Below are 23,688 nucleotides of genomic sequence, written 5' to 3'. Positions count from 1 at the left end.
CTTGCTGGACATGGTTGCTTGTTTTTCTAATGTATGACAAGTAACATAGGGCAAAATTTTGGCTATGAAATACGTGTTCCCAATATATTTGATGGGACATTCGATGTCATAGCACTAACAATTCAGAGATTGTCAATTTTTGGCAACTTTGTGTGAACCAATTCGGCAATCCTAAATCATAACTTTGATTCGAATAATAATAGGGTTTGCTAAGGAGTAAATGAGTGCAGTATTGGATCCCAAAATCACTGGTTCTTGGAATTGCCGTGAGTCTAAGCGGCTGTAGTATTTTCACAAATGATGCACATCATGAAAGAAATTATCGTGCAAATGCTCCGGTGAAAGCCCCTGAAGGCTTGTCTCAACCTTACCGAGATCCTGAGTTTGCCATGCCAGTTGGTCAATATGAGAACACGGCCGAGCCGGTAAGTTATCGTGCACCGCAGCAAGTATTGACGGTTGCGCAAGGTAGTTGGGTCGAGCAGGGTGAAGACGCCGCAAGGATTTATTTTGATAAAAATGATGGGATAGAGGATTTACCAGCATTTATTTGGCGCGCCGTGGACGGCGTCGTCGCAATGCATAACGCTGGGTTTGAAAGTGATAACAAGGCACAAGGGACAGTGACGACAACTTGGTATTCACTGATCCAACCAAAAGACGGCTGGTTTTGGGAAGAAAGTGTAGAGCCGTCTAAGCAAAAATTTAAATTTACCCTTGAACAGAAAGAGCACCAGCGTACCGCATCAATTCGTGCTGAGTTGATAGATTATCAAGGCGATGACGAGTTAACTGCGCTTCAAAAGAACCACTTAGAGGTACGAGCGCTTAATGAAGTTGTGACCGAATTTGACTATCAATATCGTTTACTACAAGTTGAAATGCGTAAGCGCCAAGGTGTACTGGCACTTGAACTTGGGTTTGACAAGAATGGTGATTCCGCGCTGCTGACTGAAAAAGGTCAAGAAGCGGTACTTGATCGCTTCTCTAACTTCCTAGAAAGAAGTAACTTCACGGTTGTCCGTGTCGATAGAGAAAAGCAGGAAGTTTTGGTCCGTTACGAAGCGCCTGAAAGCAGCGTTTGGGATTCTATTTGGGGTGAAGAAGCGGTTGTGTTGCCAATTGAAAATGGTGATTACACGATAAAGATCGCTCAAGCGCAGGACACGCGTACTTCAATTACCTGGAAGGATAGTGACGGTAACGTACTTGATGCAAACACCATGAATAACCTGCATCAAGCCTTGATCACTTTGCTAAGGCAAAAAGGTCTAACGATTTAATAAATATAATAATTTAAAAACGAAAAGAGCTTCGGCTCTTTTCTTTGTTTTTGTGGAAGTAAAAAATGACAGAGAGCACTATGACACCACGCTCCACCTTACAAACGTGGTTTGCGTTTATCGTACCGTCATTGATTGGTATCTTTTTATTTATGACGCCAGTGGCGATTGAGGAAGGAATGACTATCCCAATTGCAGTGATGGCGAAGTGGTTACAAGCGCAAGTCGCTCCTTTTATTAACGACATGATTGTCGCAATAGTATGTATTACCGGGATCATGAGTTTGGTGATGAAGCTCCTAAGACCTCAAGCGCTATTAAAAATAACCATAATAAAGCACTTATTTGACGTTAGCTGGGTTTGGTTGATAACCCGACTAGTTGGCATGGTGTTTATTGTGCTTACCTTCAATGGTGTTGGTCCAGAAGCGATCCATTCGGAAAATACAGGGGCGTTAGTGCTCAATGATCTTTTGCCCGTGCTATTTTGTGTATTCATTTTAGCTGGACTATTGCTGCCATTACTACTTAACTTTGGTCTACTTGAGATGGTTGGCACACTCTTAACCAAAGTGATGCGCCCGCTATTCGGTGTGCCTGGTCGTAGCGCGGTAAACTGTGTTGCATCTTGGCTTGGCGACGGCAGTGTCGGTATTTTGATGACCGCTCGCCAATACGAAGATAAGCATTACACACAACGAGAAGCAGCAATCATTGGTACTACATTCTCTGCGGTTTCAATCACTTTTTGCATGGTTGTGATAACAAATGTTGGACTTGAAAGATTTTTTGCTCCGTTTTATCTGACCGTATGTGCAGCTGGCTTTGTTGCAGCAATTATAGTGCCGCGCTTACCACCGCTAAAGTTCAAAAAAGATATTTATGTTGATGGTAGTGATCATAATGAAGATTCTGAAGCTGTGCCTAAAGGGAAGGGGTTGTTTAGCCACTCCCTAGATATAGCGCTTACCAAGGCTAAAACGGCTCCAGGGGTGAAAGGAACAATAGAAGAAGGCCTGCACAACGCATTAGATATGGTGTTTGCTGTACTTCCCGTGGTTATGGCCGTTGGTACTTTTGCGCTGATTATTTCTGAATATACGCCAGTATTTCAATATTTAGGCACACCTTTCGTTCCTTACCTTGAACTACTTAATGTGGCAGAAGCCGAAAAAGCAGCACAGACAATCGTTGTCGGTTTTGCGGATATGTTTATCCCAACAATATTAGCAAAAACTAGTATAGAGAATGAAACAACATTGTTTATCGTTGCCGCAATGAGTGTTACCCAGTTAATTTACATGTCTGAAGTTGGGGCATTATTGCTTGGTAGTAAAATCCCAGTGAACTTGTGGGAGCTATTCCTAATCTTTATCTTGAGAACACTTGTTACTTTGCCTGTCATCGTCTTCATGGCCAAGTGGTTAGTTGGCTAAAACAGGACACTCAGTAACAGAGTATACTGATAACCCACAATATTTACCCGCCTAAATATTGTGGGTCAGTTGACTAACTTCATACAGATATTCATTATTCTATTTCTCCCCATAACCAATTGGTACTAAAAATAAGCTATTAAATTCCCTCCTCGAGCAATCATCGCTAAAGCTATAGCCCAATACCAATTAGTCTTAATACTTGCTCAATTTGAAGGAGCAAATCTGACGCTAACTGCGTTAAAAATTTCTCATTTAGAACAACTAAATAGCAATATTTTCGCCTTGTTATCGACAAGATTTTCTCGCCTCAAAATAGATCACTTAATTAAGCGAATTGGTATAAGGCACGGGGCCTAAATTGGTATAACTTAAGTTTCAGCCAATGCTTGTATTTTTAATAGGCAATTTTATAAAGAATAGTAAGTATACGAGTTTAGGTTAGTTATAAAATAATGGATTTCAAAATACGGAGGTCACTTTTGAGCTAGCCATATCTGAGGTTTTAGGGGGTAGCAGAAAATATAGTCATCAGTGTATTAGGCTTTTGAAGCGTAAAAAAGCCCCATTCTAAATGAGGCTTGAGAAAAATTAGTGTTTGACAGAAAAATTATCTAGATGTGTATAAAGTACCTAACACTTCAATTCTAGCTTCAACTACCTTTCCTGACTGCTTCAGCTCAGCAAGTTTACCTAGTAAATCTTGGTTGCTGTTTACACTAACAACAGCAATTCGGCCACCGTCATACGTATTTTCAACAGCAACGCCGTACTCACTTGCTAATTCGCGTGCAGACGCATTGTCTTTCATAAGCAGGTTGATGTTACCAGATACTGGAGCAATCTCACCATTGAATATATTTTTAACTAAAGAGCCTTTAGTAAATAACTGGCTGATAGACGTCGACTTGACTAGCGCTTTTTCACCTTTTTGGCTAATTACAGCACTAGGATCTGCAATGGCTAACGGAACTAATGCATAGTCAGACATAATCTTATAAGCACCAAAATCAGGCTTTTCAAAATTTGCCACTTTGTTTGCTTTCTCCAGTTTAGGAGTCAAGTTGTCTCGAGCCTCTGCTTGAGTTAAGAATAGTGAAGTTGTAATTAATGCCGCGATTTTTAACTTGTTCATAGTATACACTCCAATTACTCAGCAGATTGATGGCCAAAGATACGTACAGCTGCACCCATCAGTTTTGATGGCGTTGAATTGTTTACGTATCCATCGTAGACAATATCACCTGTGCTAGTCGTCGCAAACGACTTGTCTGACACGTCAAACAAGCGAATTGTCCACTCTCCTTTAGCTGACTCACCATAGAAGCTGTTTGATAAAAATACGCCATTTTTTAGGATATAGCCAACCTGGAAGCCAGCACCGCTAAAATCATATGCAGGGCGTATCAGTGCTTGTCTAGATGATAATAAAACGCTTCTCGTACCGCTCGGAGAGATAACTTCAATTGCCAAGTCAGAACCAGCTGTAGACTGTATAACCGCTTCATCATTTTGAATTCCCATACCAAACTCATCGTTAAATACATCCAGTTTGAATTGGATAGCTTCAACGTTGATGTCCTCTGAGACAGTCACTTTGTAAGTGGCACCAACTTCACTGTTATCAGGGATTGCCATCTCTAGAGAATCTTGACCCATTACGGAGCCTTGGCCAATCCAATCTGTAATAACTTCTTCACCAAGTTTAGTTGAGTAAGACTTGGCCATTTTAACTGCTGCACCGGCATCTACACGGCCAAAACCATAAAGGTTATTATGGCTATAGCCAGCTGCGTTTTCTACCCAGCCATCATGCGCGATAAATTCACCAGCGCCTACTGGCACCGTTACTGGCGCATTTTCGGCGTCATTTTTGGTGCTTGTTGACACAATGATATGACGTACATCTCTCCAAGTCAGCTCACTGTTCGCTGATAGGATCAGAGAGATCACGCCTGAAGCGTTTGGTGCTGCAGAAGAGGTTCCATTCATGGTTGAACGGTAATTACAGTTAGGGTTTTCTGGATGTCCAGGGTAATCGAATGGGTATTGGCTTGCAGCGAACTCCTCTCCATAAGCTCCTGTCCAACTGGCGATTGCGCGACCAGTATAACCAGAACTACCACTTAAACATGTCATTGGATCAGTCGTAACCATTGCAGGAGCCCAACGGCCATATTCCCCAGCAGGAGCTGCTGCTAACAGGTTTGCCCCAGCGCTTGAGTAACTAGTATGTTTACCATTTGAGTTAACGGCACCAATAGAGAAATAGTAAGGGTGCCCTTGGCTACTTTCACTGTTGCTATTGTAGCAGGTTAATCCTAAGTCATTTGCACCATTGTCATCACAAAATGAGCCTTCTAAGTCTTCACTTACAAAACTATTACCACTTGATTTTACGTTAGTAGCACCTTTGCCTGAACGAAGCTTCCTGTTTGGATAAGATTCAATTGCTTCATCAAGTTCCGAATAACTAAATTGAACAGGGTAGGTAAGGCCATAGCTGCGGTTGAATACAGAAATAGACTCACTTTCTGTTATCCCAGAGCCAGGAAAGCCATGAACTAAAAGATCTTGCTTCGGTGTCTTGTCACCGCTAGCTAGTAAATTCATTCCGATAAGACCAGTATCAGGCGAAACACCACGGCCGCCTAGGCCGTTCCAGCCTTTAGATGCAATCAGACCTGCAACACTAGTCCCGTGGTCACCATTAGTCGCTGTGCTCGTAGGGTCAGTTTTATCAAGCGCATTGTCAAGTAGGTTAAGAGAGCGATTTGGCAAAACGTTAGGAGCCAAATCTTCATGTCTAATTTCTAGGCCTGAGTCAACGACAACGGCTGTCACACCTTCGCCCGTTACACCCTGGGCAAATGCTGCTGGTACATTCATATCTTCACCAGCGACTAAGATGTTTGATTCTGCATCCGCAAATTCACTATTCCAGTACTCAATCGCTTGTTCTTCAGTCATAATGCCACGACCGACGTAAAGGTCGACCAAGCCTTTTTTCATCGCATCACTCAGTGCGTAAGCCTTTTGACCCGTATTATTTAGGTGCCATTGCTGGTAAGCAAGAGGGTCAGTTAGTGATGCTGGGATCTCAATACTACCGTTGGCTGACTTTCCTTTTGCAGTAACAGTGTACTTAATAGTTGCCGCTTCGCCAGATATTGGCAAGTAATCAAAAGCGGTTAGACTTTTTAGCGTTAAAATACCATGAGGAAAAGTGTAAACATTATCTACAGGCGAAATCTCTGTCTCACCGTCAAATATTGTAATTGATAGATTGTCACTATCTGCGTCGGAGGCTTGAATTGAGCCCGAAATGGTCTGCCAATGTTTTACATTTTCTAGCTGGGTAACACCAGCCTGAGGTGCATGATCTAGCTCTTGAGCTGAACTATTATTGTTGTTATCGCTTCCACCACAAGCTGATAGTGCTACTACTATCGCTGCGGATAAAGCGGTGTATTTGAATTTATTGTTATTCATATTATTTACCTTTGTACACTTTGCAGTAACGAATGTACTCAAGTAAATTAATGTTAGCAATTATATAATTTTAAGTTTTGTAAACAAGGTGTAATCAGAGGTGTTTTTTTATCATTTAATTCAATTGGTTATCTTCTTTGAAAACAAATGTAAACAGTAACAAGAGATGAAAAAATTAACCAGAAAGGACTCCTTTCCTTTGCCTAGTAGCGTTATTAGCCGTATTCTTTTATAAGTTATTTATATCTTTTTTAACTTGATAACCTTCATCGGTAACAATTTGCTCCAGTGTTGCCACTCTTGCTTTTAATGCAGCAACCTCTGAGTGTAGCTCATCATGCACCTTTGTTCTTTGTGCGTCTATTTTTTTAAATTCCAAGCGGCGTTTATAGATTTCGCTAATTATTCCTCCACCAACACTAATAAGTACAATCAAAAAAACCATTGTAGTGCCTGACATAGCCAATTTACTCCTTTTTGTTGATAAGTAATATCATGACGAATTCATTGTAGTGACGATAAAAAATGGCATCATGATTTACCACCATGATGCCATTAAGTCATCTGTAAAGTGAACTGACAATTGTCAACTAGCACTCAATAATGTTTACCGCCAATCCACCGCGTGCGGTTTCCTTGTATTTAGTTTTCATATCGTTACCGGTATCAAGCATCGTTTTAATCACTTTATCTAGTGATACTTTTTGATCGCCCGTACCGCGCAAAGCAAGACGAGAAGCATTAATGGCTTTAATAGAACCCATTGCATTGCGCTCAATACACGGAACTTGCACAAGCCCACCGACAGGATCGCAGGTTAGGCCTAGATTATGCTCCATACCAATCTCAGCGGCGTTCTCAACGTGTACTACGTTACCACCCATGATTTCGGTAAGAGCGCCAGCAGCCATTGAACACGCAACACCTACTTCACCTTGGCATCCAACTTCAGCGCCAGATATAGAGGCATTCTTCTTATATAAGATCCCAATCGCCGCTGCGGTAAGTAGATAACGTGTGGCAATCTCTATATCCACTTCTTTGATAAAAGTGTGATAGTACATTAACACCGCTGGAAGAATACCGGCTGCACCATTGGTTGGTGCGGTTACTACGCGGCCGCCCGCTGCATTTTCTTCATTAACTGCAAGTGCAAACAAATCCACCCAATCCATTGCGCGCAGTGGATCTTGGTGCGTTTCTACACTGAGTTTTAAATACAGGCTAGGTGCACGACGACGAACCTTTAAACCGCCTGGTAAAATACCTTCGGTTTTCATACCACGTTCAATACAAGCTTTCATTACTTGCCAGATGTGGAATAGCGTTTCTTTGATTTCAGATTCTTTACGTAGCGTTTTCTCGTTGGCCATCATTAACGAAGACACACTGAGACCAGACTCTTTACACATTTCCAGTAGTTCGGCGGCTGAATTGAATGGGTAAGGTGCCGGGTTTTCTGTTCTGATATCTAACGCAGCTTGCTTTTCAGCTTCAAAATTCTGATCGGTAACGATAAAGCCACCACCAATCGAATAGTAAATTTGGCTATGAGCAAGCTCTTCGCCTTTATACGCTTTGATTTCCATTGCATTGGAGTGCTTAGGCAGCGTTTTTCGACGGTGAAACACAATCGCGCCTTGCTTAGGAAATTTTACTTTATGTTGCTTGTCGAGATAGATAACCTGTTCATTTTCTATGGTTTCTAAGATCTCTGGTACTAGATCTGCATCTATGGTCTCAGGATCGTAACCCGCAAGTCCCAAAATAACAGCTTTGCCAGAGCCGTGGCCAATACCTGTTTGGCCTAAAGAGCCGAACAGTTCCACTTTCACCGAAGTGATATCATCAACGATGCCTTGTGCCTGAAGGTCTTGTACGAATAACCTAGAAGCACGCATTGGTCCCACTGTATGAGAGGAAGAAGGTCCAATACCGATACTAAACATATCGAATGCACTGATCATAAATTTTACTCACATTGCCTTTAAAACGGACGCCATCATAACGTGTCTACTTAGGGAAGTAACCCATAATCGGCAAAAGTATATGCCAGTTTTGCAGTAAGCATGATAGAAAGGTCCCTAATCTGCAAGGTGGAGGTGGATTTTATAAAAGGTCTTACCAGTTAAGGGCTAAAATAGGGCGGTGAATTGTTTGACGATTTTTGCTGTTGCACCCCACAGTAAACCGTGCGGTGTCATAAATCCGTCGAGTGAAACTGGTTTGCCTTTATTGGTAAAATGGAAGGTTCGCCAATTCTTGGCCGCGCTTAATTGGTTTAATGGCACCGTAAATGTGTGTTGCACTTCGTCGCTTTGATTCGCCCAAGTCGCATCTTGTTGTACAGAAGCAACAACGGGGGTGATTTGGTAACCGGTGAGCGTTTGCATAAACGGCAATATGCCCAGTACTTGAGACTCAGAGATTGTCAGACCTATCTCTTCTTCGGTTTCGCGCAGTGCTGTGTTGATGATATTGCGATCTTGTTGTTCGACTTTGCCGCCAGGAAAGCAAATTTGATTCGGGTGGCTCGGCAATTCGCTGCTGCGTTTGCAAAACAACAGGTGGGCTCGAGCGTTTACATCAACAATGGGAATAAGCACCGCACTTTGCTTTAGAGTATGCAGTGAGGTTGGTGTTTGCGCCATGATGGGCGCCAACATAAATTGCGATATTACCTGATCAATCTTCATTTAATACCGGGAGAATTTTATTCACTTTGTGGTAAGTCTCTTCAAACTCTAACTGTACTTGAGAGTCTTTGACTATGCCACCACCTGCCCAGCAATGTATCTTATTTTGATGACAAACTAGGGTTCTGATAGTGATAGAGGTATCCATGTTGCCACAGGCGCTGAGGTAACCGATTGAGCCGCAATAAACGCTGCGTCTGTGAGGCTCGAGCTCTTCGATGATCTCCATGGCGCGGATCTTAGGTGCACCTGTTATGGAGCCACCGGGGAAGGCGGCTTCGAGTTGATCAACAGCACATTTTCCTTCTGCCAGTTTAGACGTTACCGTACTGACTAGATGGTGAACAGCAGGGAAGCTCTCGATAGCGAAGAGTGATGGAACCGCGACAGAACCTGGCTTGGCCACTTTACCCAAGTCGTTACGTAGTAGGTCTACTATCATGACATTCTCGGCTCGGTCTTTGCTGCTGTTTCTCAGTTTCTCAGCTTGCGCTTTATCGGCGTCAGTATTTGGTAACCGTGGCAGGGTGCCTTTAATCGGTTTAGTTTCTACAATATTGTTTTTAACTTGGATGAAGCGCTCTGGTGACACAGAAACAATAGCACTATTGCCTAAGTTAAAAAATGCTGAGAAAGGCGCTTGGTTATGGTTTCGAAGCTTTCTATACGCGAGCCACGGAGTTCCTTCAAAGTTAGCAGTGAATCGCTGTGCTAGGTTTATTTGATAGCAGTCGCCACTTAACAAATAAGATTGAATGCGCTCAAAGTTTTGCTCGTAGTGCGCTCTAGTCATGTTTGACTGCCATTGTGACGTCAGTCTGAATGGCTCGAACGCTGAGGCGTCTTTGAGCCGCTGCAAATACATTTCTAGCCTTTGTGTATCAGGTTGCGACACATAAAACCAAGTTTTGTGTACTTTGTCATAAATTAACGCGTCTGGATACAAACCAACACAGGCGTCGGGTAGCTTAATATCATGTTCCGCACAATGTGGTATGTGTTCAATATAACGGCCGAGATCATAGCCAAAATAACCAAGCCAACCGCCGTTAAAAGGTAAATCATAAGGAGCACTGTAATTACTAAACTGGGCAAGCTTACCTTTCATCACAGTGAAAATAGAATTACTCTGCAGTTCGCCGTCTAAAAATACATTTCCGTCTTTAGCTTCAAGCAAATTAATTGGTGCAATCGCAATGATATCGTAGCGGCTATTGATGTGATCAGAGTCGCTTGAATCTAACAGGATAGCCTGAGATTCGTTTGCAAAGTGTTCAAATAATTCTAGTGCATTGTGCCTAATGTCTAATTTCGTACAGTTTATTCGCTCGTTTATCATTTACTTGACCTGCAAAGCTAGCCCCAAACGGGCGGGGAGGTTATCATAGTTACCTGCTATTCCATAGTTTAAGGTATTGAAATTGACTTTCTGACGCTGAATAACAACAATTGCCAGCGAAAGTTTCAATACCAAAAAATACCGTCGAAAATTGAGGAACCGTCATGAGTACAATCCGTCAGCAAGACTTTATTGATAGCATTGAAGATGCGCTTCAATATATCTCATTTTACCACCCACTTGATTTTGTCCAAGCATTAGAAAAAGCCTACGAAAAAGAAGAAAGTAAGGCCGCGAAAGATGCAATTGCACAGATCTTAATTAACTCACGCATGTCAGCAGAAGGTAAGCGCCCGCTGTGTCAAGACACTGGGATAGTAACCTGCTTTGTTAAAGTCGGTATGGACGTTAAGTGGGATAAAACTGACTTGACGGTACAACAAATGGTAGATGAGGGAACTCGTCGTGCCTATATGAACCCAGATAACCCGCTACGTGCATCAATCGTTGCCGATCCGGCAGGTAGCCGTAAAAACACCAAAGACAATACGCCTTCGGTAGTACACATTGACTTAGTACCTGGTGCTGAAGTTGAAGTGATGATTGCAGCGAAAGGGGGCGGCTCTGAAAACAAAACTAAAATGGTGATGCTAAACCCATCAGATGATGTTGCAGAATGGGTAGAAAAAACATTACCAACAATGGGCGCTGGTTGGTGTCCTCCGGGCATGCTAGGTATAGGTATCGGTGGTACAGCAGAGAAAGCGGCTGTACTGGCAAAAGAATCCTTAATGGATCCGGTTGATATCCATGAGCTGATGGAACGCGGTGCCGAAACTGCAGAAGAAAAACTGCGTCTAGAAATTTTTGAACGTGCAAATAAGCTAGGCATTGGCGCACAAGGCCTTGGTGGTTTAACAACTGTTGTTGACGTTAAAATCAAAACAGCACCAACACACGCAGCGTCTAAGCCAGTGGTAATGATCCCTAACTGTGCCGCTACACGCCACGTACATTTCACACTAGATGGTTCAGGTCCTGCAGATCTAAAAGCACCAAAGCTCGAAGATTGGCCAGAAGTGACTTGGGAAGTAGGTGAAGATACGCGTCGTGTCAATTTAGATACTTTGACCAAAGCAGATATCCAAGAATGGAAAATGGGTGAAACTGTCCTGCTTTCTGGCAAGATCTTAACTGGTCGAGATGCAGCGCATAAACGTCTGCAAGAAATGATGAATTCTGGTCAAGGCTTGCCAGAAGGTGTCGATTTCACTAATAAGTTCATCTATTACGTGGGTCCTGTGGATGCTGTTGGCGATGAAGTCGTGGGACCTGCAGGTCCTACCACATCTACACGTATGGATAAGTTTACTGATCTAATGTTAGAGAAAACGGGTCTTATCGGCATGATCGGTAAAGCCGAGCGCGGTCCAGCAACTGTCGAGTCAATCAAACAGAATAAAGCTGTATACCTTATGGCTGTAGGTGGCGCAGCGTACTTAGTGGCTAAGGCAATTAAGAAATCTCGTGTTGTGGCGTTTGAAGACTTAGGTATGGAAGCTATTTATGAATTTGAAGTAGAAGACATGCCGGTGACGGTTGCCGTTGATAGCAATGGTGAGAATGCGCATACCCAAGGCCCTGCAATTTGGAAAGCACGAATTGAAGAGTTAGATAGCAAACTTAGTTGATCAGTTTTGCGTTAGTGGAGAGCATATAGGTACTTTCCACTTAAATATTTGTCTTCGGTGTTAAAGTGACGATCCGAAGCATTATTGAGGAGGCTAGCAGCCTCCTTTTTTGTACTGATATGTTTACAATGCTTATTAGCCTTCCGTTTACGTAAACAGTAACTTCAGAAAAGCTCAATAAGTTAAATTAAAATTCCTTTAAGGTTTTTACTTTTGGTTTGCTTTTCCTTTGTTTTCTTTTCTTTTGAATTAAATATTTGTATTTGCTTTGAATTGGGTTTATATCATCTCAATTTGTGGAATGGTGCTAGAGTTAGTGATAGAGTCTTGCCAATTTCAGCGCTATTTGCCCTTAGTGTGGTATTGAACGCAAAGTCACACCTAAGAGCTTACCCGTATGGGATAGATAATTTTTGGAGAAGAAGAAAGTGGCTGTATTTAACCAAGTTGAATTTGATAACCATGAACAAGTCGTATTCTGTTCAGACGAAGCATCAGGCCTTAAAGCTATTATCGCGGTACATAACACTAAGCTAGGTCCAGCTGTAGGTGGCTGTCGTCTATGGAATTATGCCTCTGATGAAGACGCAGTATATGATGTACTGCGTCTGTCTAAAGGGATGACATATAAGAATGCGGTTGCACGTTTACCATTTGGTGGTGGCAAATCTGTCATTATTGGCGATGCTAAGACTATCAAGTCAGAAGCACTATTCAGAGCATTTGGTAAACACCTAGACCGCCTAGGTGGCAGTTACTATTCAGCTGAAGATGTAAACATCACAACCGGTGATGTAATGGTAATGCATAAAGAAACTAACTACGTAATGGGCCTCGAAGGTAAAAGCGGTAACCCTTCTCCATTTACTGCGTTAGGCACATTCCTTGGAATTAAAGCAGCTTACCAACACAAGTATGGTCACCAAGACTTGGCTGGTATCAAAGTTGCCGTGCAGGGCTTGGGTGCAGTTGCTTACACTTTATGTAAGCACCTCCATGAAGCGGGTGCAGAGCTATTTGTTACTGATATCAACGAAGAGTCAGTACAAAGAGTGGTCAATGATTTCAATGCTACTGCTGTTGGTATTGATGAAATCTATGATCTAGATGTTGATGTATATGCGCCGTGTGCACTAGGTGCTACGGTAAATGACGATACTATTCCACGTATCAAAGCCACAATTATTGCAGGATGTGCAAACAACCAGCTTGCAGAGTCTCGTCATGGTGAGATCATTCGTGAAAAAGGTGTTCTTTATGCGCCAGATTACGTGATCAACGCTGGTGGAATCATCAATGTTTACTATGAAACAAAACCTGAAGGTTATGATGAGGCTGCAGCGACTAAACACGTAGAAGGCATCTACGACACGCTAACTGAAATCTTTAAGCGTTCTGAAGATGAGAAAGTTTCAACGCATATTATTGCTGATAAATTAGCTCAAGAGATTATTGAAAACGGTCTATAATAAAAACGCCGTTTAATTACCAGAGAGGGGCATGAGCCCCTTTTTTTGTATGAAAAAGAAATTATCTCTTGATACTTGGCCCCGCCAAGAACATTTTTCCTTCTTCAATGATTTTACCCAGCCATATTTTACAGTCACCGTCAGCTTACAAATGGAAAGAGTTTATGAAATGAGTAAGCGTAATACAGTGCCGTTTTCTCTTAGCTGCCTGTATGCACTGCAGTTGGCTTTGCAAAGCTATGCGCCCATTCGTTACCGAATCGAAGCGGGGACAGTAGTCGAATATGATGTGGTAGAAATTAGCAGTGTTTTTCTGCGGGAGGATGAAACCTTCAGATTTGTAAGGCTTGCCCCTGAAACCGATTTCAAGCGCTTTATTAGTGCCAATTTGCATAGTAAAACTGAGCAATTAAATGGGCCGCTTGTCAGCGAGCAATTTTTAACGGAAAGTCAGGTGCCAAATTGCGTTCATGTATCTATACTTCCATGGCTATCTTTTTCCAGTTTTGGTCATGCAAGGCACAGTAGAGATGACTTCGGTATCCCAAAATTTGTGTTCGGAAAATACAATAAAGCAGATGGTACGATGCCATTTTGTATCGAAGTCCACCACGCCTTAATGGATGGCCTACACGTCGCTGAATTCGTTCAAATTCTACAGGAAAAAATAGATCAAGCGATTTGGGACAGATAAACAAATTTTGCGTTAGTTCGCAGAAGATGAAATAATTTGCGTTCTGTGCAATGAGTAATTTTGACTATACTACTGTTTTTATAGATTATTCATAAGTTCTATTTGGAATATCTATTCAATTTATTGGAATAAATCCGATGTAAAATATTGTAAACAGCGTATGCAAAAGGTTGGTTTTGCGAGGGTTGTGTATATTTTGCTGTGTTTTTGATGTTAATTTTTTGTTTTGTATATAATTATTACTTATTTATAGACAAAAAATGTTTTCACAGTGAAGTTGACACATCGTGTTGCATTTAGCATTATTGGACAGTTGATATCTGTCAAATGATATCAGGGTTGCTCTTACGTTGGTGAGAGCGCGAAAATTATAAAAGTAACATTACTTAATTGGTTGGGAACTATGTCTGTTAAAATCAGAAAGAGCCTTGTAGCTACGGCGCTTTTAGGCGCGACAGCTTTTGCAAGCAGCAATGTGATTGCAGATCCTTTGAATGACATACAAAAAGTAGGTCAACAAACTCAAACGGCTGCTAAAAAGTCTCAAGAAAAGATTGATAACCTTTACGGTCAGTCTCAAGAAATGATCGCGGAATATCGTGGTCTAGTTGAAGAAGCAGAACTGCTTAAAGTGTATAACGATCACGTTGCACGTCTTGTAGCAGATCAAAATGCAGGTATTGAGTCTCTTGAGCGTCAAATTGGTACTATTGACAAGACAAAACAGGACGTTGTGCCTTTGATGTATCGCATGATCGATACGCTTGAGCAATTCATCAAAGCGGACGTTCCGTTTAATCAAGAAACACGTCTAGAGCGCGTTGAGAAACTTCGCAGCATCATGACTAACTCATCTGTAACTACTTCTGAGAAGTTCCGTCAAGTGCTTGAAGCTTACACGATTGAAACTGACTACAGTACAACTATCGTTGCGAGCCAAGGTTCTCTTGAACAAAACGGCAAAAACATCAATGTTGACTTCGCACGCCTTGGCCGTATCGCATATGTAGCTCAGTCGTTCGACCAAAAACACGCTTGGGTTTGGAACAACAACACTAAGCAGTGGGAACAACTTGGCGAAGAATATCTTAAGCCAGTTAAGAGCATGATCCGTATTGCACGTAAGCAAGCGGCTCCTGAACTTATCGATCTACCTATCTTTGGCGCGGAGTAATTAATGATGAAGAAACTATTTAAAGGTTTTGCAGTTGCTGCAGCGTTAACAGTTTCTGCTGGTGCCGCGCTAAATGCACACGCAAACACTGAAGCCTTGGACAAAATCCTAGAGCAGGTTAAACAAAACCGTATTTCTGAAGGCAAAATCAACAAGCAACGTGAGCAAGAGTTTTTAAACGATCGTGCTGACAAACAAGCATTGTTGAACAAAGCGAAGCGTGAATTGGCTGCAGAAAAAGCACGCGGTGAGCGTTTAAATGAACAGTTCAAACAAAATGAAATCACACTTGCTGAAAAAGAAGTTGAGCTAGAAAATGCCAAAGGTACACTTGGTGAAATGTTCGGTGTTGTACGTCGTTCAGCTGCTGACGCTATCGGTTCAATCGAAGCTTCACTTGTAAGTGCTGAAAAGCCAGGACGTGCTGAAGTTCTTCGTTCACTAGCTGAAGCGAAAGAGCTGCCAACTACTCGTGAACTTGAAGACCTTTGGATTGCTTTCCAAACTGAAATGACTGAATCAGCTAAAGTTTCTAAGTTTGAAGCTGAAGTTGCTGAGCTAAATGGTGACGTAAACGTTAAAGAAGTAACACGTGTTGGTAACTTTAACCTAGTTACTAAAGACGGCTACGTTATTTACGATGCTGAGAACAAGCAAATTGTTCCTCTTGGTAAGCAGCCAAGCGGTGAACTAGGTGGTGTTGAACGTCTAATCGGTGCATCTGCTGATAAATTCGTAATGGTTGCAGTTGACCCGACTCGTGGTTCATTACTACAACTTAATACTCAACGTGCAACGATGGAAGAGCGCTGGCACCAAGGTGACACGGTTGGTTACATCATTACAGCACTACTTATCTTAGGTGCATTGATTGCTATCGTTCGTATGCTAGACCTATTCATTGTTAGTGGTAAAATCAAAGCGCAAATCAAAAACGCAAATAACCCTAACACAAACAACCCACTTGGTCGTATCTTGAAAGTTTATCACGACAACAAAGACCAAGACGTTGAAAACCTAGAGCTTAAGCTTGATGAAGCTATCCTACGTGAAACTCCACGTATCGAGATGGGTGTAAACATCATCAAGATCCTAGCGGCTATCGCGCCACTACTAGGTCTACTAGGTACGGTTGTTGGTATGATCATGACATTCGAATCAATCACACTTTACGGTACTGGTGATCCGAAGATCATGGCAGGTAACATCTCCCTAGCGCTAGTAACAACAGCACTAGGCCTTATTGCAGCTCTACCTCTAATTCTACTTCACGCTGTTGTGCATGGTCGTAGTAAAGCGGTTTTACACATCCTAGATGAGCAAAGCGCAGGTATTGTTGCTACTCACGCGGAGAAGGAGAAAGCCTAATGTTAGTCCTGATGGAGATATGGGAATCTATCAGGGATTTTGTTGCTACAGGCGGCGATGTATTATACGTGGTCGCAATGGCACTCTTTCTAATGTGGGTTTTAATGATTGAGCGCTATTGGTTCCTACTCGGCGAATTTCCTAAAATGCATAAGGAAATCGTCGCTAAGTGGGACGCCCGCCAAGATACTACGTCTTGGTACGCACACAGAATCCGCGATGCTTGGATTTCTGAAGCGTCTGAAAAATTAGATGAGCGCATGTTGATTATCAAAACATTGGTTGCAATGTGTCCATTAATCGGTCTTTTAGGTACAGTGACAGGTATGATCACCGTATTTGAAACTATGGCTACTCAAGGTACGGGTAACGCGCGATTAATGGCTTCAGGCATTTCAATGGCTACGGTACCAACAATGGCTGGAATGGTTGCGGCACTATCAGGTGTTTTCTTTAGCACGCGTCTAGAAGCACGTGCGAAAATGGCTAAAGAGAAGCTAGTTGATAGCTTGCCTCATCACTAGAGAGAGATTGAACTATGGCACGTAAACAACGTTTTCGTGAAGAGGAAGATGCAGCAGTAGATATGACGCCGATGCTAGACATCGTATTCATTATGCTTATCTTCTTCATCGTAACCACTTCTTTTGTTAAAGAAGCTGGTATTGAGGTTAACAAGCCAAAAGCGGCACAAGCACAAAAAACCAAAAACGCGAACATCTTTATCGCAATCCGTGAAAACGGTGAGATTTGGATGGATAAGCGCCAGGTTGATGTTGAGCGTGTAAGTGCAAACCTTGAAAGTCTAATGGCTGAACAGCCTACTGACGTGATTATTATTCAAGCCGACAAAGGTGCGAAACACGGCGTAGTTGTTAAGGTTATGGACCAAATTAAAGCGACTGGCGACAACTTGAAGATTTCAATAGCTGGAGATCAGTAATGATTCGACTTCTGTTTTCACTTCTAGCAGGTGGGGCAGTAACTCTCGGCTTGTTCTTTTTCATGTCATATCTTATCTCCGGAGGAGCAGATAGGGCAGATGTACAAAAGGAACAAATCGTAGTCGAGATTATGTCGAATCCGCCTGAATCAAAGGTGCAGCAGCGGAAGCGTGTCCCGCCTCCGCCGCCGCCACCGCCAAAGCAGCCGCCTAAACCGCAGCCGCCTCAGCCTGACACGGCTGATCCGACTGCAGGAAATATCGGCTTTAATATGCCTAGTATTGATCTAGGTGGAACCGCAGGTGGTTTATCTGGACCTGGTGAGTTTGGTCGTGACGGTGATGCAACACCAATCGTTCGAATCGAGCCAAAATATCCACCTCAAGCTGCTCGTGATGGCAAAGAAGGTTGGGTACGTTTATCATTCACAATCAATGAGCTTGGTGGAGTTGACGATATTGAAGTTATCGACGCTGAACCGAAGCGCATCTTTGACCGCGAAGCAAAACGTGCACTACGCAAGTGGAAATACCGTCCTAAGGTTGTTGACGGTAAGCCACAAAAGCAACCTGGCATCACAGTTCAGCTTGACTTTAAGTTAAACCAAGATTAAGGAGGCAGGACATGAAAAGTTTACCTAAATTTACAGCTCTTGCTCTCTTGATAGCGTTAACTGGTGGTATTTACTCAAGCTCAGTTTCTGCAGCGCCTAACTATGAAGAAATAGAAAAGCGCAAAGCGGCAAAAACTAAGATCATGGGTGAGCGTGTAGGTAAAAAAGTTGCTAAAGCGTTCGAACTCTATAATGAAGAAAAGGTCGATGAAGCAATTGCAATGCTTCGCGAACTTGATCCTTCAGATGATTTCGATAAAGCGACAGTCAACCGTTACCTCGGCCAGCTTTATGCTCAAAAGGAAAACTACGCCGAAGCGATTAAATACTCACGTCTAGCCATTGCGCCTGACGCGCTTAACTTCAAAGAGCAAGGCGATTTGATGAAGCTGTTAGGTGACCTTTTGCTTGGTACTGAAAAGTACGCAGAAGGCATTAAGGCTTATGAAGCGTGGATGGACTTTACTGGTGAAAATGACGCCAAAGTATATGGTCGTATCGCTCAAGCTTATTATGAGTTAAAGCAATATACGAATGTTATTGCTCCAGCTGATAAAGCGATTGCGGGTGTAGAAGAGCCTAATAAGCAATACTACCTGATGAAAGTTGCGGCGTACTTTGAATTAAAACAGTTCAAAAAGGCTGTAGAGGTTGGTGAAGAGTTAGTACGTGTTTTCCCTGAAGACCCGAAAGCTTGGACACAGCTGGGTGGTTTTTATTTGCAAACCGAAGATTACAGCAAAGGTATGACTGTAATGAAGGTGGCGTATAAAAAAGGTTATTTTGAAAAAGAGAATGATTATAAGATTCTTGGAAGCTTATACTCTTTAACAGAAGATCCTTGGCGTGCAGCTCAAACGTTCGAAAAAGCGATCAAAGATGGCAAAATTGAACGAACAAAGCAGAACGTAACAGCGCTTGCAAGTTACTACCACCAAGCTAAACATATCAGCGATGCTGCTAAATATTACGAAGAAGCTGCGAAGTTTGACAATGACGCAGAACTTTATGGTAAAGCAGGTAGTCTTTTACTTCAGGATCAGCAGTTTAGTGCAGCTATTGTGAGACTAAACAAGGCGTTAGAGCTCGGTACTGAGAAAAAAGGCAATACCTATACAGACTTGGCTGAAGCTTATTTCTATCAGGATAAGTTTAAGCAAGCTTACTCTGCAATTTTGAAAGCGCAGGAAGATCCTCGCACTAGCAAATTTGCTAAAAGTTGGTCTGGTTTTATCAAAGATAAAGCACAGCGTAGAGGCGTAAGTCTCTAGTAAAAAAGCCCCGAAAGGGGCTTTTTTGATTCTAAATTTTAATGTGGAACTATGAAAAAGCATTTACTGATCTGTTTTACTTTGGCTACGCTTATATTCCTTTTTGGCTGTACTGAACAGAAGCAAACTGTAAGTTACCAAGAGCTCAGAACTTCACTACTTTCTCTTAATAATGGTTTAAGCAAGCCCTCCGACGATGAAATTAGTGTATTACCGTTCACAGAAGGTTACTTACAACTAAGGCATGCCTTATTATCTAGTGAGTTGAATGAACCAGATGTTATGGCTCATAAAGAGTTAGATTATTTAAGAATTCAGGAAAGATATCCTGAACGCTACTTGCCTTGGCCTGCTTACATATCAGTGCTGGAAAATGTTAAAAATAAAGTAAGTAGCAATGAACTTGGACAGTGGCTTGCGTTTGTAGAAGTAAAACTAAAAGAGGCAGACGAAAGTAACATTCGCTTGAACAGGTTAGAGCGAGATACTTTAATGCTCCAACTTGAAAGTTCGGATATTGACGCACCATCACGTTCGGCCTTGTTAGCTTATCTGAGTAATTATAAACCAAGAGCTATGCTTGGACTCCATCAACTACCCAACGGAAAAGAATGGTATCAATCAAAGCTCAATTTTTATGGGGCTATTCAAGATTCACCTACTAAAGTTTTGGCGACGTTATCAAAGTTTGATGATCAAAATAGCAAAGCGAATGTGCTCAAGGTAATGCCTGATACTCAACAACCTTATATTCTGGAATTATTGCCGGCTAACTGCCAAAGAATTGCAGGGCTCAACTGGCGAGATGGGTTTATTAATGTGCCTTCGACCGTAGCAAAATGTACAAAGGCAATAGAGCAACATAAAGCGCTAATCGTGACTTTGATGGCGGTGGATTTGGGAATTCATTATCAAGGGTGGTCACAAAAGCAAGCATTTGTTGCGCTTAACTCAAAACTAGCGCTGAATGAACAACAAGCACAACAATTGATTGCTAATCTTGTCTATTTCCCAGCGACTATTTTTGCTGCATATCCCCACTTTTTAAAGCCTTAGTCTTACAACTGCGACAGCGTTGGGTTGCTGGATCGTGTTCTAGCAACTCAAGTTCTATTGTCTGCTCGCAATCACAGCAATACCCGAACTGACCGATTTCCATTTGGCATAATGCCGCTTCGACTTTCATCAATCTATCATAGAGTGGAAATTGCTCAGGATTTATCTTCTCCATCACAATATCAAGCCACTTATTAGGTGGGTTAAGCTCTAAGGTATTGGCAAGATTATGAGTAAACTCATTGGGTGAAGCTTTTAACTCTCCCAAGAAGTCGCTTCTAAGTGTGGCAAGTTCTGCTTGTAGGCTTTGTTCGTAGTGTTGTGTGTTTTCATTCATGGGCGCTCTCCTATCCGACACCCCATTATCATTTCAGTCAAACTTCACTGTTATGATTTGAATCAATGTCTGGAGACATTGCATATTTCTGCAACACCTTCATGACGTCATCTTTGCTTTTAAGCGTTTTGATTTCATCAAAAAGAACATGTGCGCCGTCATACTGACGTTTCAGATAACTGAGCCATTGTTTTGTTCTAGCCGAAAAGTACTTTTCACTCATATTCTCATCTTGATGCATGGAAGAGTGGAGGATATGGTAGACCACGTTTTCCCATGTAAGCGGAGTATAATGAGTTCCGCTAACATGCGCTTTGATTTTTGCTGCCAAATCGGGGGTGGCTAGCGCACCGCGACCAAGCATCAAATCTTGGCATTGGCTACGTGTTTGGCAGAGTAGTGCATCTTCAACTTGCCAAATTTCACCGTTAGCAACGACAGGAATGGTTAACCTTGATAATAAAGGGGGGATCTTTTCCCAGTACGCTGGCGGTTTGTAGCCATCTCGTTTGGTACGCGCATGTATTGCCAAACTCGACGCACCACCTTGCTGGACCGCATCGACAATTTCAGTGCTATTGGCATCATCGTCAAAGCCAAGGCGTATTTTGGCGCTTACTTGATGTTCTTCTGGTACCGCATCTCTAACCGCTTTAATGATTTGATAAATTTGCTCAGGCTCTTTCAGTAAAACCGCACCACCACGGCTTTTATTCACGGTTTTTGCAGGACAACCAAAGTTCAAATCAACACCATGAGAGCCAAGCTTTACGGCCTTTCGTGCATTTTCAGCAAGCGCATGGGGAACCTGACCTAGAAGCTGTACTCTAACCGGTGTTCCGGCTCTGGTATAACCACCATTTAATAGTTCAGGACAGTATCTAGTAAATACCCTACGTGGAAAGGTGAGATCAACGACGCGAATAAATTCAGTGACACAAAGATCAAAGCCGCCGAGATCTGTGAGTAATTCGCGCATTTTAAAATCAACTACACCTTCCATCGGCGCCAGAACAAGCTTCATGTGTTAACCTTCAGATACAACAAAAATAAAATGAGTCACTGATGACTCATCGAAAAGCGCGACATTTTAGCTAATTGTTTGCTGCAAGTCATCAGCAGCCCCTAGTTATCCGCAAATAGCAAAAAGACAACAGATGGACTATAACTGGATGTAAACCAAAACTTAGCGAATTGGCATTACAGCTAAAATTTTTAAACGTTTAGCGAAATAAATATTTAGACGTTTGGGTCTACTTATTGAATCTACTATTTCTGAGAGAGCAAACATTATGAATACCGTTAAAAAGAACTCTATTGCCCTTACTTTAAGCGCTGTTGTTGCAGGTACTGCGGGGTTATCCGCGACGGACGCAAGTGCGAATCCATTTAGTTTTGAAACAATGACCGCTGGTTATCAACTAGACGCTGGTGAAGGTAAGTGCGGCGAAGGCAAATGCGGTGGCGATGCTAAAAGTAAAAAAGAAGGTAAGTGCGGCGAAGGCAAATGCGGTGGCGATGCTAAAGGCAAAAAAGAAGGTAAGTGCGGCGAAGGCAAATGTGGTGGCGATGCTAAAGGCAAAAAAGAAGGTAAGTGCGGCGAAGGCAAATGCGGTGGTGACGCCAAAGGTAAGAAAGAAGGTAAGTGCGGCGAAGGCAAATGTGGTGGCGACGCTAAAGGTAAAAAAGAAGGTAAGTGCGGCGAAGGCAAATGCGGTGGCGACGGCAAAGGCAAAAAAGAAGGTAAGTGCGGCGAAGGTAAATGTGGTGGCGACGCCAAAGGCAAAAAAGAAGGTAAGTGCGGAGAAGGTAAATGCGGTGGTAACCACTAAATAGGAATACCATTGTATTCGACCCAATAGCGCAGCTAGTTATGTTAAGGTAAGCGGCGCTATTGGGTAATTCCAAAGTGAAGCCGTGCATACAGTAAAGCCTTTGTGATGCGAGCTTCTGATTATTTCAAAATAATGTCTAAAGTGAGAGAAGTATGACAGTGCAGTTAGGCAACTTAGGACTTGGTTTACGCCGTGAAATGGTCGATGATGTGCTTAATACACCACCAAAGCAAGTAGACTTTTATGAGGTTGCACCAGAAAACTGGCTAAAATTTGGCGGTAAGCTTGCAAAGCAATTTCAAGCATTGACGCAACAACATACCTTTATCTGTCATGGCTTATCGTTATCGCTAGGTTCACCTGCACCGCTTAATCGTGAATTTTTATCACAACTAAAAACATTTTTTAAACAGCATAATATCGCTACGTACAGTGAGCATCTGAGTTATTGTTCGGGAGAGGGTCATATGTACGATCTGATGCCAATCCCTTTTACGGAAGAAGCAATCCATCATACAGCTAAGCGGATCCGAGCGGTCCAAGAACATCTAGAACGTCGAATTGCTGTAGAAAATGTGTCTTACTATGCGGCTCCTGGACAACAAATGTCGGAGTTAGAATTTACCCTTGGGGTATTAGCTGAGGCCGATTGCGATTTGCTACTCGATGTCAACAACATCTATGTCAACGCTATTAACCATGGCTACGATGCTGAACAATTCTTAGCGGCTATGCCAAGCGAGCGTATTGTATATGGCCATATCGCAGGCCATTATGTGGAAGCCGAAGATTTACTCGTTGATACACACGGCGCTGAGGTATCTTCGCCAGTATGGGACTTGTTAGATAAAGCCTATGAGCTTCATGGGGTATTCCCGACGTTACTAGAGCGAGATTTTAATATTCCTCCTATGGCAGAATTACTGGCAGAAGCGGGGCAAATTTCTGCAATACAGGCCAAATACGCCAAGCGCTTGGAGCAGGTATAGT

At 42.5% G+C, this 23,688-nt stretch carries 22 protein-coding genes; 14 read left to right on the top strand and 8 right to left on the bottom strand.

The annotated features are described in order from the left end of the window. Positions 1 to 224: 224 nt before the first annotated feature. Entirely contained in the window at positions 225 to 1,283 is a 1,059-nt protein-coding gene (gene bamC, locus ABMY45_RS10040; protein WP_349288833.1) for an outer membrane protein assembly factor BamC, read from the top strand. Between the two features lie 65 nt (positions 1,284 to 1,348). Next, complete coding sequence (locus ABMY45_RS10035) at positions 1,349 to 2,719, top strand: YjiH family protein (protein WP_349288832.1); 1,371 nt, start codon at positions 1,349 to 1,351, stop codon at positions 2,717 to 2,719. A 610-nt stretch (positions 2,720 to 3,329) separates the two neighbouring features. Here the strand turns inward: ABMY45_RS10035 and ABMY45_RS10030 are convergent. The 6 genes from ABMY45_RS10030 to pabB form a co-directional block, all read right to left on the bottom strand. Beyond that, positions 3,330 to 3,854, bottom strand: a complete 525-nt coding sequence (locus tag ABMY45_RS10030) for a hypothetical protein (protein ID WP_010606392.1) — start codon at positions 3,852 to 3,854, stop codon at positions 3,330 to 3,332. A 14-nt stretch (positions 3,855 to 3,868) separates the two neighbouring features. Beyond that, positions 3,869 to 6,211, bottom strand: a complete 2,343-nt coding sequence (locus ABMY45_RS10025) for a S8 family serine peptidase (protein WP_239420923.1) — start codon at positions 6,209 to 6,211, stop codon at positions 3,869 to 3,871. 229 nt (positions 6,212 to 6,440) lie between these two features. Beyond that, complete coding sequence (locus ABMY45_RS10020; RefSeq protein ID WP_349288831.1) at positions 6,441 to 6,671, bottom strand: hypothetical protein; 231 nt, start codon at positions 6,669 to 6,671, stop codon at positions 6,441 to 6,443. Between the two features lie 130 nt (positions 6,672 to 6,801). Beyond that, positions 6,802 to 8,178: an L-serine ammonia-lyase gene (locus ABMY45_RS10015; protein ID WP_010606395.1), complete on the bottom strand. Its 1,377-nt coding sequence runs from the start codon at positions 8,176 to 8,178 to the stop codon at positions 6,802 to 6,804. Positions 8,179 to 8,346: 168 nt separating this feature from the next. After that, entirely contained in the window at positions 8,347 to 8,907 is a 561-nt protein-coding gene (locus ABMY45_RS10010; protein ID WP_349288830.1) for a CoA pyrophosphatase, read from the bottom strand. After that, the gene (pabB, locus tag ABMY45_RS10005) at positions 8,897 to 10,246 is read right to left on the bottom strand and encodes an aminodeoxychorismate synthase component I (RefSeq protein WP_349288829.1); all 1,350 of its coding nucleotides are present in this window, start codon (positions 10,244 to 10,246) and stop codon (positions 8,897 to 8,899) included. The genes ABMY45_RS10010 and pabB overlap by 11 nt, the downstream gene beginning before the upstream one ends. Before the next feature lie 164 nt (positions 10,247 to 10,410). Between pabB and ABMY45_RS10000 the strand changes: the two genes are divergently transcribed. The 10 genes from ABMY45_RS10000 (at position 10,411) to ABMY45_RS09955 (ending at position 20,526) form a co-directional block, all read left to right on the top strand. Further along, on the top strand, positions 10,411 to 11,937 hold the full coding sequence (locus ABMY45_RS10000) for a fumarate hydratase (RefSeq protein WP_010606398.1): 1,527 nt from the start codon (positions 10,411 to 10,413) through the stop codon (positions 11,935 to 11,937). A gap of 428 nt (positions 11,938 to 12,365) precedes the next feature. Then, positions 12,366 to 13,406 (top strand): Glu/Leu/Phe/Val dehydrogenase, encoded by a 1,041-nt coding sequence (locus ABMY45_RS09995; protein WP_010606399.1) that lies wholly within the window; start codon positions 12,366 to 12,368, stop codon positions 13,404 to 13,406. Between the two features lie 49 nt (positions 13,407 to 13,455). Continuing rightward, positions 13,456 to 14,100, top strand: a complete 645-nt coding sequence (locus ABMY45_RS09990) for a CatA-like O-acetyltransferase (protein ID WP_174168571.1) — start codon at positions 13,456 to 13,458, stop codon at positions 14,098 to 14,100. Between the two features lie 403 nt (positions 14,101 to 14,503). Then, complete coding sequence (locus tag ABMY45_RS09985; protein WP_138582638.1) at positions 14,504 to 15,274, top strand: DUF3450 domain-containing protein; 771 nt, start codon at positions 14,504 to 14,506, stop codon at positions 15,272 to 15,274. Between the two features lie 6 nt (positions 15,275 to 15,280). Next, positions 15,281 to 16,642 carry a MotA/TolQ/ExbB proton channel family protein gene (locus ABMY45_RS09980; protein ID WP_237116945.1) on the top strand — a complete coding sequence of 454 codons (1,362 nt, stop codon included), beginning with the start codon at positions 15,281 to 15,283 and terminating at the stop codon, positions 16,640 to 16,642. After that, complete coding sequence (locus tag ABMY45_RS09975; protein ID WP_237116924.1) at positions 16,642 to 17,166, top strand: MotA/TolQ/ExbB proton channel family protein; 525 nt, start codon at positions 16,642 to 16,644, stop codon at positions 17,164 to 17,166. The genes ABMY45_RS09980 and ABMY45_RS09975 overlap by 1 nt, the downstream gene beginning before the upstream one ends. Before the next feature lie 14 nt (positions 17,167 to 17,180). Next, a complete protein-coding gene (locus ABMY45_RS09970; RefSeq protein ID WP_010606404.1) occupies positions 17,181 to 17,585 on the top strand; it encodes a biopolymer transporter ExbD in 405 nt (134 codons plus the stop codon). Further along, positions 17,585 to 18,199, top strand: a complete 615-nt coding sequence (locus tag ABMY45_RS09965; protein WP_010606405.1) for a TonB family protein — start codon at positions 17,585 to 17,587, stop codon at positions 18,197 to 18,199. Before ABMY45_RS09970 ends, ABMY45_RS09965 begins: the two co-directional genes overlap by 1 nt. Positions 18,200 to 18,210: 11 nt before the next feature. Continuing rightward, complete coding sequence (locus ABMY45_RS09960) at positions 18,211 to 19,470, top strand: tetratricopeptide repeat protein (protein ID WP_174168572.1); 1,260 nt, start codon at positions 18,211 to 18,213, stop codon at positions 19,468 to 19,470. A gap of 51 nt (positions 19,471 to 19,521) precedes the next feature. After that, positions 19,522 to 20,526 (top strand): hypothetical protein, encoded by a 1,005-nt coding sequence (locus ABMY45_RS09955; protein ID WP_206471593.1) that lies wholly within the window; start codon positions 19,522 to 19,524, stop codon positions 20,524 to 20,526. Here ABMY45_RS09955 and ABMY45_RS09950 read toward each other — a convergent pair. Together ABMY45_RS09950 and ABMY45_RS09945 are read right to left on the bottom strand one after the other, a co-directional pair. Further along, positions 20,489 to 20,863, bottom strand: coding sequence for a TraR/DksA C4-type zinc finger protein (locus ABMY45_RS09950; protein WP_010606408.1), 375 nt, complete (start codon positions 20,861 to 20,863; stop codon positions 20,489 to 20,491). The genes ABMY45_RS09955 and ABMY45_RS09950 overlap by 38 nt on opposite strands. Positions 20,864 to 20,900: 37 nt before the next feature. Then, positions 20,901 to 21,887 carry a tRNA-dihydrouridine synthase gene (locus ABMY45_RS09945; RefSeq protein ID WP_174168574.1) on the bottom strand — a complete coding sequence of 329 codons (987 nt, stop codon included), beginning with the start codon at positions 21,885 to 21,887 and terminating at the stop codon, positions 20,901 to 20,903. 268 nt (positions 21,888 to 22,155) lie between these two features. On the opposite strand from ABMY45_RS09945, the gene ABMY45_RS09940 reads away from it, so the two are divergent. Next, positions 22,156 to 22,695 carry a hypothetical protein gene (locus ABMY45_RS09940; protein WP_206471594.1) on the top strand — a complete coding sequence of 180 codons (540 nt, stop codon included), beginning with the start codon at positions 22,156 to 22,158 and terminating at the stop codon, positions 22,693 to 22,695. A gap of 155 nt (positions 22,696 to 22,850) precedes the next feature. After that, entirely contained in the window at positions 22,851 to 23,687 is an 837-nt protein-coding gene (locus tag ABMY45_RS09935; RefSeq protein ID WP_349288828.1) for a DUF692 domain-containing protein, read from the top strand. Position 23,688 lies beyond the last annotated feature (1 nt).

The sequence above is a fragment of the Pseudoalteromonas sp. XMcav11-Q genome (assembly GCF_040104525.1).
GTDB lineage: Bacteria > Pseudomonadota > Gammaproteobacteria > Enterobacterales > Alteromonadaceae > Pseudoalteromonas.
Note: the sequence above shows the minus strand (reverse complement) of the source record. Positions and strands in the feature narration are given on the sequence as shown.